This window comes from Actinomadura sp. NTSP31 (genome assembly GCF_041951385.1).
GTDB classification, from domain to species: Bacteria; Actinomycetota; Actinomycetes; order Streptosporangiales; family Streptosporangiaceae; genus Spirillospora; species Spirillospora napierensis.
The window spans coordinates 151,972-164,062 of sequence record NZ_JBGNUT010000015.1; the positions used below are offsets into that span (position 1 = coordinate 151,972).

The following is a 12,091-nucleotide window of genomic DNA, read 5'->3' on the forward strand; positions in this document are numbered from 1 at the left end:
TAGCGTGCCCGCATGAGCGGTTTCCGTCACGTGGTGATGTTCAGGTGGGCCGAGGGCACGACGATCGGCCAGCAGGAGGAGGTCGCGGCGAAGCTGCGCGAGCTGACGGGGGTCATCCCGCAGATACGTGGGTACAGCGTCGGCCTGGACGCGGGCGTGAACCCGGGCGCCTACGAGTTCGTCGTGGTCGCGGACTTCGCGGGAAAGGACGACTACCTGGTGTACCGCGACCATCCGGCGCACCGCGCGGTGATCGACGAGTTCATCACGCCGATCGTCGCGGAACGGGCGGCCATCCAGTACGAGACCTGACGCGGGCGCGGCGGCCGGCGGGCGGGGCCGGGCGGTGTGCGCTGTCCCACACGATCCTTACCGAGCAAGCGCTTGTGTCTGAGCACTTTTCGGGTTAGTTTCACAAAACGCCCGCCGGGAACGGATCGCGCCCCGTTCCCGGCGGACGGCCTCACCCTCGGCGCGCCCGCCGCGCGGCGCCCCGGGCGGCGCCCTCGTGGGAACGGTCCGATTCCGTCCGCCGCCCGGATCGTCGTACGGTTGCGCCGTCGGATCCGGGCCGCCGCGGCCCGGCGGACCGGGGGAGCAGGCGTGATCACAGTGGTGCTGGCCGACGACCAGTCGCTGGTGCGGGCCGGGTTCCGGATGCTCCTGACCGGCGAGGACGGCATCGAGGTCGTGGGGGAGGCCGAGGACGGCGACGCCGCGGTGGAGCTGGCCCGCCGGCTGCGCCCCGACGTGGTCCTCATGGACCTGCGGATGCCAGGCACGGACGGGCTGGCCGCCACCCGCCGGATCGCCTCCGACCCCGCCCTCGACGCCGTGCGCGTGCTGGCCCTCACCACCTACACCGACGACGAGCACATCTACCTGGCGCTGCGCGCGGGCGCGGCCGGATTCCTGGTCAAGGACATGGAACCCGCCGAGCTGGTGAACGCCGTCCGGGTGGTCGCGGGCGGCGAGTCGCTGCTGGCCCCCGCCGTCACCCGCGCGGTCATCGAGGGGTTCGTCGGCGGACGCCCCGAACCCGCGCCCGCGGCCCTCGGCCGGCTCGCGGCGCTCACCGGGCGGGAGCGGGAGGTGGTGCGGCTGGTCGGGCGGGGGCTGTCCAACGCCGAGATCGCCGAGGAGCTCGCGGTCAGCCCGCTCACCGCCAAGACCCACGTCAGCCGGGCGATGAGCAAGCTCGGCGTGCGCGACCGGGCCCGGCTGGTGGTGCTCGCCTACGAGTCGGGGCTGGTCACCCCCGGGTCCGCGAATTCATGATCTCGTCGCGGAGCTGCTGGGGCGTGGGGGCCTCCAGCAGCCTCGGCCCGCCCCGCAGCGGGACCATGGCCCACCAGGAGCCGGTGGCCCGCCCGTACCAGACCCGTACCCCCGGAAACTGTTCCTGCAGGCCGCGCGCCGTGGCGGCGCGGATGGCCGCGGGCGTCGGCTCGTCCTGGCCGGCGCCCTGTGGAGCCGTCATGCCGCCCTCCCCCCAAAGATCTCCTTAGTAACAGCGTCCCCACGGGCCAATGCGACACCCCTACTCGGCAAATTGTGACTAAGCACACTATGAAGGTTCGGCGCGGTCGACGGTGGGATACCGCGCCGGATGTACTCCAGCGGAAGTAGCGGACGGCCGGGAAGCCGCCGCACGCCCGACGACCCGGGCGGGGTGCGGGAGCCACGATTCAGGGAACGACACGTTCTCTACCCGCGGGCTCCCGCGAAGGTGGTTCCCATGAAACTGGCCAGGCTCGCCCGGGTCTGCTACCGCGGGCGGCGGCTCGTCGTCGTCGCCTGGATCGTCGGCGCGCTCGCCGTCCTCGTCCTCGGCTACGGCTTCGCCGCGAAACCGCTCAACGACTTCACCGGCGGCGCCTCCCAGTCGGCGACCGCCAAGAAGCTGCTGGACGAGCACTTCCCGAAGCGCAGCGGTGACACGATCACGCTCGCCGTGCGGGCGGACGCCGGGGTGCAAGCACCGGACGTCAAGGCCCGCGTCACCGCGGCGATCGACCGGCTCGCCAGGACGCCGCACGTCGCCTCGGTGACCTCGCCCTACGAGGTCCCCGGGCAGATCTCCAAGGACGGCCGCACGGCGTTCGCCACCGCGAACCTCGACGTCCCCACCGACGACGTGCCGGCCTCGGACGTCACCAAGCTCATCAAGGACGTCCGCAGCGACTCCGGCCCCCTCCGGATCGAACTCGGCGGCGGGGCGATCGACAACGCCGAGACCTCGGGCGGCGGGTCGTCGGAGGGCATCGGCGTGCTCGCCGCCGTCGTCATCCTGCTCGTCGCGTTCGGCTCGGTGCTGGCGATGGGGCTGCCGATCGTCACCGCGCTGCTCGGCATCGGCTCCGGTCTCGGGCTCATCGCGCTGATCGCGCACCTGCTGCCCGCGCCGTCGTTCGGGCCGATCGTCGCCGCGCTCATCGGCATCGGCGTCGGCATCGACTACGCGCTGTTCATCGTCACCCGCTACCGGGAGGAACTGGCCGCCGGAAAGGAGCCGGAGGAAGCGACCGTCACCGCCATCACCACCGCCGGACGCGCCGTGCTGTTCGCCGGCAGCACCGTCGTGATCGCGCTCATGGGCCTGTTCGTGATGCAGCAGAAGCTGTTCAACGCCGTCGCCGTCGCCGCCGGCGTGGCGGTGCTCATGACGATGCTCGCCTCCGTCACGCTGCTGCCCGCGCTGCTCGGCTTCACCGGGCGCGCCATCGACCGGCTGCGCGTGCCGGGGCTCGGCCGGGCGCGCCGCCCGCTCGCCGAGCGGTGGGCGCGGGTCGTCCAGCGGCACCCCGTCGTCACCGGGCTGTGCGCCGCCGCGCTGCTGCTCGTGCTCGCGGTGCCGGCGCTGTCGATGCGGCTCAGCCTGCCCGACTCCAGCACCCAGCCGCACGACACCAGCGCCTACGCCGCGAACCAGATCATGGCCGAGGGCTTCGGCCCCGGCACCGCCGCACCGCTGGTCATCGTCACCCGGGGCGGCGACCCGGCGCCGGTCGCCGCGGCCGTCGGCGCCGCACCGGGCGTCGCGGCCGTCCAGCCGCCGCGCGGCAGCCCCGACGGCGCCGTCTCGCTGATCATGGCGTTCCCGAAGACCGGCGCGCAGGACGAGGCGACCCCGCAACTGGTGCACCGGCTCCGCGACGACGTGCTGCCCCGCGTCACCGATGGGAAGGGCGTGCGCGCCTACGTCGGCGGCCAGAACGCGGCGTCCATCGACTTCGCCGACGACGTCCAGACCCGGCTGCCGTGGCTCATCGCGGTCGTCGTCGGGCTGTCGCTGGTGCTGCTGGTCGCGCTCGTCCGCTCGCTGGCCGTGGCGCTGCAGGCCGCGCTGATGAACCTGCTGTCGATCGCCGCCGCCTACGGGGTGCTGACCGCCGTCGTGCAGTGGGGCTGGGCGGGGAAGATGCTCGGCTTCCCGACCTCGATGCCGGTCACCACCTGGGTGCCGCTGATGATGTTCCCGATCCTGTTCGGGCTGTCCATGGACTACGAGGTGTTCCTCGTGTCGCGGATCCGCGAGTCGCACGAGGCGGGCGTCCCGACCCGGGAGGCCGTCGCGCGCGGCCTCGCCGGCACCGCGCGCGTCATCACCGCGGCCGCCGCGATCATGGTGATGGTGTTCCTGTCGGTGCTGCTCGGCGCGAACATCGCGGTCAAGCAGATCGGCCTCGGCCTCGGCGTCGCCATCCTGATCGACGCGACGGTCGTGCGGATGGTGCTGGTCCCGGCGCTGATGGAGCTGTTCGGGGAGAAGAACTGGTGGCTGCCCGGGCCGATCGCCCGGCTGCTGCCGCGCCGCCGCCCCGAGGCGGCCGAGGCGCGCCCGGAGGTGCCGGTCCGGGGCTAGTGGGTGTTGATCCCGTCGAACATGACCTTGATGTAGTGCTCGCCGAGGCTCTGGGCGTCGAGCCGTCCGCCGGGCTTGAACCAGCGGACGGCCACCCAGATGGTGTCGCGGATCATCCGGTAGGTCAGCCGCGGGTCGAGGTCCTCGCGGAACAGGCCCTGCTCCTGGCCCGCCGCGATGGTCTCCACCCACATCTTCTCCACCTCGTCCTCGGACTTGGTGAGGTAGGCGAAGCGGTCCATGCCCTGGAGGTAGTTCCAGTCGTTCTGCATCACCGTGATCGCGGCACGGTGCGGCTCCAGGCAGTTGAACGCGACCCGGACGAGCCTCGCGATCGTCTCCCGCGGGTCGCGGCCCGCGTCGATCTCGGCCCGGTAGGCGGCCATGGTCTCGTCGAAGAAGCCGGTGAGGATCTCGTCCACGATCGACTCCTTGGAGTCGAAGTGGTGGTAGAGGCTGCCGGACAGGATGCCCGCCTCGTCGGCGATGTTGCGGACCGTGGTGGCCTGGAAGCCCTTCTCCGCGAACAGCTCCGCGGCCAGCCTGACCAGGTGCTCGCGGCGCTCCGACGCCAGGGCCGGCGAGCCCTTGCCGCGGCGGCGCGCGCCGCCCTCGGCACGGGCCCCGGCCCGCCCGGAATTCGCGCTCGTGGTCGTCACCCTCTCATTATGCCGTGCGCGCCCAACCGCTTGCTCAGTCCGCGCGTCAACGGCAGTTTACGGTGTGCACAAGCGCTTGTTCTAGATCCCGGCGCCGCCCGCACCCGGCCGTCCCCCATACCCTCGGACCATGCCCGATGTGATCGTCTTCGACCTGTTCGGCGTCATCGCCCGCACCCAGACCCCCGAGGCGGTGCGGGAGATCGAGGAGGTCGCCGGCGTCTCCGGCGCCTCCTTCTGGGACGCGTACTGGGCGCTGCGGCCCGGTTACGACGCCGGCCAGGACAGCACCGCGTACTGGGCGGACGTCGCCGCCGCCCTCGGCACCGGGTTCCCCGACGTGCCCGCGCTGATCGACGCCGACCTGCGCAGCTGGACGAACGTCGACGAGCGCATGGTCGCCCTCGTGCACGAACTGGCCGACGGCGGCCGCACCCTCGGACTGCTCTCCAACATCATCGCCGACCTGGTGCCCCGCTTCGAGGCGCGGCACCGCGAGTGGCTGTCCCGGTTCGACGCGCTCACCTACTCGTGCGCCATCGGCGTCGCCAAGCCCGACCCGCGCGCCTACCGCATCTGCGCCGAACGCCTCGGCGTGAAGCCCGCCGACGTGCTGTTCATCGACGACACCGAGCGCAACGTGCTCGCCGCCCGCGAGACCGGAATGGCCGCCGAGGTCTTCACCGGCCCCGACCAGATCCGCGCCCTGCTCGGCTAGAGCCCGGCTACAGGCGCACGACGAGCTTGCCGGTCGCCTTGTCGGCCTCCATAAAGCGGTGCGCGTCCGCGATCTCGTCGAGCGCGAAGACGCGGTCGATGTTGGGCCGGAACGTCCCGTCGGCCACCCCGTCCACGAGGCGCTGCAGGGCGGCGGCACCCGCCGCCCCCTGCACGTCGTCGCTGTGGAACACGGTGAGCCGCGTCCCGCTCGCCATCGCCTGCATGGGCTCGAACTCCTTGAGCGCCCATTCGCCGCTCAGGATGCCGGTCATGCACACCGTCCCGCCCTTGCGGACGAGCCCGAGCGAGTCGACGAGCGTCGCGGCGCCGACGAGTTCGAGCACGTGGTCGGGGCCGTCCGGGACGATGGCCCGCACACCGTCCGCGATACCGCCGTCGTCCACGACGACGTGGTCGGCGCCCGCCGCCATCAGCGCCTCGGCCTTCGCGGGGTTGCGCGTCGTCGCGATTGTCCGGAGGTCGAGCCCCCGGGCCAGCGACAGCGCCGCCATCCCGACCGACGACGTCCCGCCCCGCACCAGCAGCGTCCCGCCGCCGTCCGGGCGCAGGGCCTCGAGCGAACCCTGCGCGGTCAGGTACGTCTCGGGCAGCGCCCCGAAGACCTCCCAGTCCAGCTCGGTCGCGACGGGGATGAGCAGGCCGTCCGGGAGCAGCGCGTACTCGGCGTAGCCGCCGTCGAACGCCCGCCCCATCTCGCCCATGACCGCGGCGACCCGCGTCCCCGGCGCCAGCACGCCGCCGGCGGCGACCTCCCCGACGCACTCGATCCCCAGGATGCGCGGGAACCGCACGCCGGGGGAGTGCCCCTGCCGGGTGAACATCTCCGACCGGTTCAGCCCGAACGCCCGGACCCTGACCAGTGTCCACCCGGGCCGCGGCTCGGGCACCGGCACCTCGCGCACCCGCAGCACGTCCGGCGGCCCCGGCCGCTCCGCGACCGCCGCCCGCATCATCGTCGATTCCACGAAAGGGAGAACTACCCGCCCCACCGAGATCATCCCGGTGGCCGCGCATGGACCGGGCCGTCCCGGGAACTAGCCACCGCACATCAAATGGACGTAGTGTCCAATAGAGGTGGGCGCGCGTCGAGGGACCCTTGGGGGTGACGGCATGCGCGCTTCTCAGCGGCATCGGGTTCCGGTGCGGGCGGCCGTGCGGCGGTCGCGGGTGCTGGTCGATCTGTGGCTCATCGCGCGGCCGGCGATCTGGCTGGTCTCGCTGGTGCCGTTCTATGTCGGGCACCTGCTCGCGACGCGGTGGCTGATCGCCGGCCAGGACGCGTGCGTGCCGGTCGGCGGCGGGTGCCTGGAGGCCGTCACGCCCGTGCTGACCGGGCTCGTCGTGTGGGGGCCGCTGGTGTGGCTGGCGGTCCTCGCCATCAACGACGCCTTCGACCTGGACGGCGACCTGAAGAACCCGCGCAAGGACGACGCGCCGCTGGTGGAGGGACGGCTGAGCGTGCGCGGGGCGCTGGTCGCCGCGCACGTCACCGCGGCCGCCGCGCTGCTCGTCGCGCTGACGGTCCGTCCGGCGTTCGCGCTGGTCACGCTCGGGTTCCTGGTGCTCGGATGGCTCTACAGCGTGCCGCCGGCCCGGCTGAAGGACAGGCCCGGGTTCGATGTGGCGACCAACGCGGTCGGCGTCGGCGGGTTCGCGCTGCTGGCCGGATGGACGGTCGTGCGCCCCATCGGAGGCTTCCCGTGGGTGATGGCCGCCGAGGGCGTCCTGGTGGCGACCGCGCTGTACATCCCGACGACCGTCACCGACTACAAGGCCGACCTCGCCAGCGGGTACCGGACCATCGCCGTACGGCTCGGCCCGCGCGGCGCCTACCGGATCGGGCTCGCGGCGTGGACGCTGTCCTGCGCGCTCGCGGTGATGCTGGCCGCGACCGGCCACGTGTTCCCGCACCGGACGCTGTGGACGCAGGCCACGTTCGCGCCGCTGCTGGTCTGGGTGTACCACCGCTTCCTCGGACGGGCACGCGAACCGGGCGAGGTCCTGCACGGCATCATCGTCGCGAGCTGGACGTTCCTCGTCCCGTACCTGGTGTTCGCGCTGATGTACGCGCGGGTGCTCTGACCGGTCAGCCGGACGGGGGCGGCGGGAGTTCTCCGCCGGCCTCGGCGGCCCTGGCGAGACGTTCCCGCAGCGTGCGGACGAGCGCGTCGCCCTGCTCGGTGAGCCGCTCGATCGCGGGCAGCGCCAGGTCGTCGCGGACGGTGTCGGCGAGCAGCTCGTCGTACTCGTGCGCCCGGGCCGCGATGGACTCCAGGTGGCGGTGTGCGGCCAGCGCCTCGTCGGCCGCGCGGGCGCGCTCGGCGTAGCGTTCGAGCGCCTCGATCCGGCGCGTCACCGCGGCCACCGAGATGTCGAGCTTCTCGCGCAGCGGGCGCAGCGCCGCCTCCACCTCCGGCAGCGGCGAGCTCTCGGTCATCTCCTCTTGCTCGCGCCGCAGCTTCGACTGCCGCGCCAGCACCTGCGCGATCTCCCACTCCTGCCGGGGCAGGGTGACGGCGTTGTCGACCGCGTCGAGCAGCCCCTCGCGGTTCACCTGCGAGTCGCGGACGGCGTCGACGGCCGTCTGCACCCGGGTGAGCATCAGGCGGCCCTGGTCGTCGAAGTCCTCGGGGGTGAGGTAGCGGTGCCGGCGCCGCTCCAGCTCCCGGGCGCGGCGCAGGTCGAGCGAGACCGACGGGGTGCCGAGCGCGACCAGGACCGCGAGCATGCCGAGGCCGATCAGCCACAGCGAGCCGAGCAGCGGCGACCCCAGCAGCCCGAGACCGAGGACGGTCAGCGGGGCCAGCCACAGCAGCGGGCGGCGGCGCGCCACGAGCGTGTCGAGTTCGGCGCGCAGCGCGGGATCCGCGACCGGACGGGGCTCGGCCGCCGGCGCGTCCCCGGCGCGGCGGGGCGGGGCGATCCGCCGCCAGTACGTGCCGACATGGGTCTCGAACGCGAAGTCGGCGGACTCGATCTCGACCTCGACGGCACCGGCCGGCAGCGGCCACATGCCGACCGGGTCGCCGCCGCCGGGGCCCGTGAAACGGACCCACCAGCCGCCTCCCGCGTCGTCGCACCGGTACCGTCCCGGGGCCACGTCGATACCGACGAAGTACGTACCGATTCCGGGGATGGACTCGTTCCACGCGCCACTGGTCACCGGCGACCTCCGACCCGACCTCTCGCCGTGCCCCTCGCCCCCCTCCGGCGAGGGCCGTCCCACCGTGCTGCGCCCGCGACAGGACCGACGCCCGGGAGACGACAACAGTTGCATTACCCACATCGTCCACGGGAAAGCCGCGTCGTGGACATCGGAACCGGTTTGGAATACTCCATGGGTGCGACCCGACTACGACCCTCTTGACGACCCGCCGTGGGCGATGCAGCTGGTGGTACGCGCGGAGAAGGCCGATCCGCCCGGTCACGGCGCCGTCTGCGAGGCCGCGGCGACCGCCGTCGTCCGGCTGCTCACCGACCCGCGCGCCGCCGAGCCCGACGGCGAGTGGCGGCAGGCCGTCCACGAGTGGGAGTCGCGGCGGATCCGGAAGGTGATGCGGCGGGCGCGCGGCGTCCGCTGGCCGGAGGCGCAGGCGCTGCCGGGCGTCACGGTCGAGCACGCCGGCGCGCAGGTGCGCGCGTTCCCGCCCGGCCCCGTCGCGGACGTCCCGCCGCAGCTGGCGAGACTCCAGGTCGCCGGGCTCGACCTGGCGGACGCCGAGGAGCCGGCGCCGCCGCCCGGGCCGCCCTACGCGGCGCTCGCCCTGAACCCCGGCGTGACGATGACGACCGGCAAGGCCGCGGCGCAGAGCGGGCACGCGGCCCAGATGCTGCTGCGCCAGGGCCGCCGCAAGGACGTCGCGGCGTGGCTCGAAGGCGGCGTGCGCGTCCACCTGACCAGGGACGTCCCGTGGGCGCGCTGCGTCAAGGAGGCGACCGTCGCGGTCCGCGACGGCGGGTTCACCGAGGTGCCGCCGGGGACGATGACCGCCGTCGCGTGGATCGTTCGCTGACGTCCGGAACCGCCGGGACGCGCCGGACCGGCGGCCGTCCCAGCGGTGGCGTCAGGACCGCGGCAGCCGGTTGAGCGCCGCGAGCGCGAACTCCTGCGTCCGGGTGAGCCGCCGCGGCCCGCCGTCCGGGCCCGCCTCGCCGCCCTCGCCGGGCCCGGACCCGGTGCTGGCGCGGACCGCCGCACCGCTGCCGACCTGTGCCTTCGCGCTCAGCCCGTACGAGACGAACAGCAGCACCACGAAGCCCGCCAGGTAGAGCAGGTGCTCCAGGAGCCCGCCCCACCGGCCGTCGAACACGTCGAGGACGGCGAACACCGCGAAGCCCGCCATCCAGCCGGCCAGCGCCGGGACGAACCACACGTCGCGGCGCCGGACCATCCCCAGCGCGGCGGCCGCGACGAGCAGCGCCTCGACCGCCTTGGCCAGGACCAGCAGCGTCCCGGCGTTCCCCGAGCCGAAGTAGTCGCCCAGCTCGTCGCGCCGGTCGCTCCAGAGCAGCGCCGCGCCGGCCAGGCCCGTGAGGCCGTACGCGACGAGGAACACGCCGACCGCGTAATGCATCCGGTGCCAGGTGCCGTGCACGGCGGGAGGCCCGGTCGCGCCGTCCGCCGGGCGCTCGGGCAGCCGCTGGTCGGGCCGGGTCCACTCCGGGTTCGCGCTCGCCATCGCCATCGCCATACGCCCCAACTTCCCCCTTCAGGTCCTCTGCGCAAGATATCCCGGATGCCGTTCCCGGCCGCCCGGACACCGCGCCCTTTGCGACGCTCGCCGCGGCGGCGGAGTTCGCGGCGCATCGCGCCGACCGGCCCGAAGTGCTTGCACCCGGGCCGGTGAAGGTGGAGGGTGAGACCTCGTCGGGCCGCGCGGAATCCATGGGGAAGACGAGGATGACGCCTGACGATACGGGAACCGCCGCGCCCGCTCGGACGCGGATCGAATATCTGGAAGAGCTCGGCGACGAGCTGGTCAAGCGAGGCCTGCGGGTGCGTCTCACCCTGCCCCGCGGCCAGTCGCCCAGCCTGCACGTGATGAATCCGGACGCCTCCGCCCTGACGGAGAACATCCTCGCGGAGCGGGGCGCCGACGGATGGTGGTACTGGTGGTCGTGGGCGGAGCGCATCGCGCCCGCCGACGACGTCGCCGTCGCGGCCGACCGGGTCGCGCTGGTCCTCGCGGTTCTGTAGCGATCCGGGTCAACGCGCTCGCGCGACGGTCGAGGCACTGAGGCACCTGGTCATGCGGCACCGTCCCGGCGCACTCCGGGACGCGGCCGCATGACCACGGCGTCCGCCGTGCCCACCGTCCCCGTCGCACCGTGCCCGCGACCGTGACCGCGCCTTTCCTACGTCCCGCTGCCGCCGTGCCCGCGCCGGGCGGAGTGTTCCGCTCGGCGGTTGACCACTGGTCGGGGTGAATGTTGAGCCGCCGAACATATGCCCGGTGCGCGCCCCGCCGCGGCGCCGTGCCAGGTCACCGGCGCCGACCGGCGCGGCACACTGTTTCCCCCGTGTTGATCTCGCGTTACGGGATTGTTACTGGCCACAACAAATTAGCCGGGCCGCAGGACTGGCGTACCGGACGAGGCGGACATAAGTTGCGGGACACAACATTCACGCCGGTGGATGTGCGATCTCGCTCACCGGCGCTGCGAACCCCCGGCCGCGCCATGCGGCCACCCCCAAGAAAGGACCCGGGCAATGCGCAAGGGGATCCTCAGCTTCATGGCCCTCTCGGCGGCCGCGGCGCTCACCCTGTCCGCGTGCGGGGACGACAACGGCGGCGACAAGGGCTCCGGCTCCGGTTCCGGCGCGGTGAAGGGCAAGGTCGGCGTGATCTTGCCCGACACCACCTCGTCCGTGCGCTACGAGAGCTTCGACCGGCCCTACCTCGAGCAGGCCTTCAAGGCCGCCGGCGTCCAGTACGACATCCAGAACGCCGAAGGCTCGACCCAGCGGTTCCAGACGATCGCCGACCAGATGATCACCAGCGGCGTGACCGTGCTGCTCGTGGACGGCATCGACTCCAACTCCGCCGGCGCCGTCCAGCGCAAGGCGCAGTCCCAGGGCGTCAAGACGATCGACTACGACCGGCTCACCCTCGGCGGCGTCTCCGACTACTACGTCTCCTTCGACAACGTGAAGGTCGGCGAAGAGCTCGGCAAGGGCCTGCAGAAGTGTCTCGGCGACAAGAAGGCGAACATCGCCTACCTGAACGGCTCGCCGACCGACAACAACGCCACGCTGTTCGCCAAGGGCGCGCACAACATCCTCGACGCGGCGACGAACTACAAGAAGGTCGCCGAGCAGGCCGTCCCGGACTGGAAGGAGGACAAGGCCGCGACGATCTTCGAGCAGATGTACACCGAGCAGCACGGCAAGATCGACGGTGTCCTCGCCGCCAACGACGGCATCGGCAACGCCGCGATCTCCATCCTGAAGAAGAACCAGCAGGCCGGCAAGGTCGCCGTCACCGGTCAGGACGCCACCCTCCAGGGGCTGCAGAACATCCTGGACGGCACCCAGTGCATGACCGTGTACAAGCCGGTCAAGCAGGAGGCCGACGCCGCCGCTGGTCTCGCCGTGTCCATCATCAAGGGCCAGAAGGGCCAGACCAACGGCACCACGAACGACCCGCAGGGCAAGCGCGACGTCCCCTCGGTGCTGCTGAACCCGATCGGGGTCTTCAAGGACAACGTCAAGCAGGTCACCGACGACCAGTTCGTCAAGGCCGCCGACCTGTGCAAGGGCGCGTACGCGGCCAAGTGCAAGACCGCCGGCATCCAGTGACCTCTCACTGACCCTCGTGGCGGGCCC

The 12,091-nt window shown here is 72.7% G+C and carries 13 protein-coding genes; 8 read left to right on the top strand and 5 right to left on the bottom strand.

Features of this window, described 5'->3' with window-relative positions; all coding sequences use genetic code 11:
• The first annotated feature begins 12 nt into the window (after nucleotides 1-12).
• Both ACA514_RS25485 and ACA514_RS25490 read left to right on the top strand, forming a co-directional pair.
• Nucleotides 13-312 (top strand): Dabb family protein, encoded by a 300-nt coding sequence (locus ACA514_RS25485; RefSeq protein ID WP_375043737.1) that lies wholly within the window; start codon nucleotides 13-15, stop codon nucleotides 310-312.
• Nucleotides 313-603: 291 nt separating this feature from the next.
• On the top strand, nucleotides 604-1,278 hold the full coding sequence (locus tag ACA514_RS25490; RefSeq protein ID WP_375043738.1) for a response regulator: 675 nt from the start codon (nucleotides 604-606) through the stop codon (nucleotides 1,276-1,278).
• On the opposite strand, the gene ACA514_RS25495 is transcribed toward ACA514_RS25490, so the two are convergent.
• The gene (locus tag ACA514_RS25495) at nucleotides 1,253-1,480 is read right to left on the bottom strand and encodes a hypothetical protein (protein ID WP_375043739.1); all 228 of its coding nucleotides are present in this window, start codon (nucleotides 1,478-1,480) and stop codon (nucleotides 1,253-1,255) included. The two genes, ACA514_RS25490 and ACA514_RS25495, sit on opposite strands and share 26 nt — an antisense overlap.
• A 258-nt stretch (nucleotides 1,481-1,738) precedes the next feature.
• Here ACA514_RS25495 and ACA514_RS25500 point away from each other — a divergent pair, with 258 nt between their 5' ends.
• On the top strand, nucleotides 1,739-3,865 hold the full coding sequence (locus ACA514_RS25500; protein ID WP_375043740.1) for an MMPL family transporter: 2,127 nt from the start codon (nucleotides 1,739-1,741) through the stop codon (nucleotides 3,863-3,865).
• On the opposite strand, the gene ACA514_RS25505 is transcribed toward ACA514_RS25500, so the two are convergent.
• The gene (locus ACA514_RS25505; RefSeq protein ID WP_375043741.1) at nucleotides 3,862-4,524 is read right to left on the bottom strand and encodes a TetR/AcrR family transcriptional regulator; all 663 of its coding nucleotides are present in this window, start codon (nucleotides 4,522-4,524) and stop codon (nucleotides 3,862-3,864) included. The two genes, ACA514_RS25500 and ACA514_RS25505, sit on opposite strands and share 4 nt — an antisense overlap.
• A gap of 130 nt (nucleotides 4,525-4,654) precedes the next feature.
• Between ACA514_RS25505 and ACA514_RS25510 the strand changes: the two genes are divergently transcribed.
• Nucleotides 4,655-5,242 (top strand): HAD family hydrolase, encoded by a 588-nt coding sequence (locus tag ACA514_RS25510; RefSeq protein ID WP_375043742.1) that lies wholly within the window; start codon nucleotides 4,655-4,657, stop codon nucleotides 5,240-5,242.
• 7 nt (nucleotides 5,243-5,249) lie between these two features.
• Here ACA514_RS25510 and ACA514_RS25515 read toward each other — a convergent pair whose 3' ends face one another.
• Nucleotides 5,250-6,230: a zinc-binding dehydrogenase gene (locus ACA514_RS25515; protein WP_375043743.1), complete on the bottom strand. Its 981-nt coding sequence runs from the start codon at nucleotides 6,228-6,230 to the stop codon at nucleotides 5,250-5,252.
• Between the two features lie 145 nt (nucleotides 6,231-6,375).
• Here ACA514_RS25515 and ACA514_RS25520 point away from each other — a divergent pair, with 145 nt between their 5' ends.
• Nucleotides 6,376-7,347, top strand: coding sequence for a UbiA family prenyltransferase (locus tag ACA514_RS25520; RefSeq protein WP_375043744.1), 972 nt, complete (start codon nucleotides 6,376-6,378; stop codon nucleotides 7,345-7,347).
• 4 nt (nucleotides 7,348-7,351) lie between these two features.
• On the opposite strand, the gene ACA514_RS25525 is transcribed toward ACA514_RS25520, so the two are convergent.
• On the bottom strand, nucleotides 7,352-8,428 hold the full coding sequence (locus tag ACA514_RS25525) for a hypothetical protein (RefSeq protein WP_375043745.1): 1,077 nt from the start codon (nucleotides 8,426-8,428) through the stop codon (nucleotides 7,352-7,354).
• A gap of 178 nt (nucleotides 8,429-8,606) precedes the next feature.
• Here ACA514_RS25525 and ACA514_RS25530 point away from each other — a divergent pair, with 178 nt between their 5' ends.
• On the top strand, nucleotides 8,607-9,278 hold the full coding sequence (locus ACA514_RS25530) for a hypothetical protein (protein ID WP_375043746.1): 672 nt from the start codon (nucleotides 8,607-8,609) through the stop codon (nucleotides 9,276-9,278).
• A 51-nt stretch (nucleotides 9,279-9,329) separates the two neighbouring features.
• Here ACA514_RS25530 and ACA514_RS25535 read toward each other — a convergent pair whose 3' ends face one another.
• Complete coding sequence (locus ACA514_RS25535; protein ID WP_375043747.1) at nucleotides 9,330-9,944, bottom strand: hypothetical protein; 615 nt, start codon at nucleotides 9,942-9,944, stop codon at nucleotides 9,330-9,332.
• A gap of 221 nt (nucleotides 9,945-10,165) precedes the next feature.
• Between ACA514_RS25535 and ACA514_RS25540 the strand changes: the two genes are divergently transcribed.
• Both ACA514_RS25540 and ACA514_RS25545 read left to right on the top strand, forming a co-directional pair.
• Nucleotides 10,166-10,462, top strand: a complete 297-nt coding sequence (locus ACA514_RS25540) for a hypothetical protein (protein ID WP_375043748.1) — start codon at nucleotides 10,166-10,168, stop codon at nucleotides 10,460-10,462.
• Nucleotides 10,463-10,975: 513 nt separating this feature from the next.
• Entirely contained in the window at nucleotides 10,976-12,064 is a 1,089-nt protein-coding gene (locus ACA514_RS25545; RefSeq protein WP_375043749.1) for a sugar ABC transporter substrate-binding protein, read from the top strand.
• Nucleotides 12,065-12,091: the final 27 nt, after the last annotated feature.

Bases quoted from the DNA above. Each gene is read 5' to 3' on its own strand.
- ACA514_RS25485 (WP_375043737.1), top strand. From the start codon at position 13: ATGAGCGGTTTCCGTCACGTGGTGATGTTCAGGTGGGCCGAGGGCACG.
- ACA514_RS25495 (WP_375043739.1), bottom strand. From the start codon at position 1,480: ATGACGGCTCCACAGGGCGCCGGCCAGGACGAGCCGACGCCCGCGGCC.
- ACA514_RS25500 (WP_375043740.1), top strand. From the start codon at position 1,739: ATGAAACTGGCCAGGCTCGCCCGGGTCTGCTACCGCGGGCGGCGGCTC.
- ACA514_RS25510 (WP_375043742.1), top strand. From the start codon at position 4,655: ATGCCCGATGTGATCGTCTTCGACCTGTTCGGCGTCATCGCCCGCACC.
- ACA514_RS25520 (WP_375043744.1), top strand. From the start codon at position 6,376: ATGCGCGCTTCTCAGCGGCATCGGGTTCCGGTGCGGGCGGCCGTGCGG.
- ACA514_RS25535 (WP_375043747.1), bottom strand. From the start codon at position 9,944: ATGGCGAGCGCGAACCCGGAGTGGACCCGGCCCGACCAGCGGCTGCCC.
- ACA514_RS25540 (WP_375043748.1), top strand. From the start codon at position 10,166: ATGACGCCTGACGATACGGGAACCGCCGCGCCCGCTCGGACGCGGATC.
- ACA514_RS25545 (WP_375043749.1), top strand. From the start codon at position 10,976: ATGCGCAAGGGGATCCTCAGCTTCATGGCCCTCTCGGCGGCCGCGGCG.